This window comes from Christiangramia aestuarii, assembly GCF_009735585.1.
Taxonomy (GTDB): domain Bacteria; phylum Bacteroidota; class Bacteroidia; order Flavobacteriales; family Flavobacteriaceae; genus Christiangramia; species Christiangramia aestuarii.
The window spans coordinates 1-518 of the sequence record NZ_VJVW01000045.1; the positions used below are offsets into that span (position 1 = coordinate 1).

Consider the following 518-nt stretch of genomic DNA (forward strand, 5'->3'; position numbering starts at 1 on the left):
CGACCGGTCTAGTCGTCGAATCGGCACTATGCGGCGCCTTCCGCCGCCGCGCCAGCAGCGTCAGTCGGCTGAATCGCCAGGCATCAGGCTGGCCGATGGGCGCGGTAGAGGGGAAGCGTGCCGTTTGTCCGGCTGTCAACTATCCACCTGGGAATTCCGGCGCGGCGAAAGCCGGTGCTAAACCTTGTCTCTTCGAGTCCACCCCTGTCCGACAAGACCAATAAAGCGTGGAGACCGCATGACCGACGACCACTCCTTCCGCCCTCGCCCCACCTCGTTGTCAGCCGCCCTGCTGCTGGGCGCCTGGATCGCACAGCCGGCCACGGCCGCCTATGTCGAAGCCGGTCGGCCCGGCGATCCGGCCAGTTGGCGCTCCGCCGAATACCAGCAGGACTGGGGCCTGGAACGGATGCGGGCCGACCAGGCCTATGCCGCCGGCATCGACGGCCAGGGCGTGAAGATCGGCGAGATGGACTCCGGTTTCGACCCGAGCCATCCGGATACTCCCGCCTCGCGCT

General features: G+C 67.4%; 1 protein-coding gene. It reads left to right on the forward strand.

Annotation, left to right across the window (positions count from 1 at the left end):
* Positions 1-238 precede the first annotated feature (238 nt).
* On the forward strand, positions 239-518 hold a 280-nt coding region (locus tag FLP08_RS16840; protein WP_156278089.1), incomplete at its 3' end, for a hypothetical protein.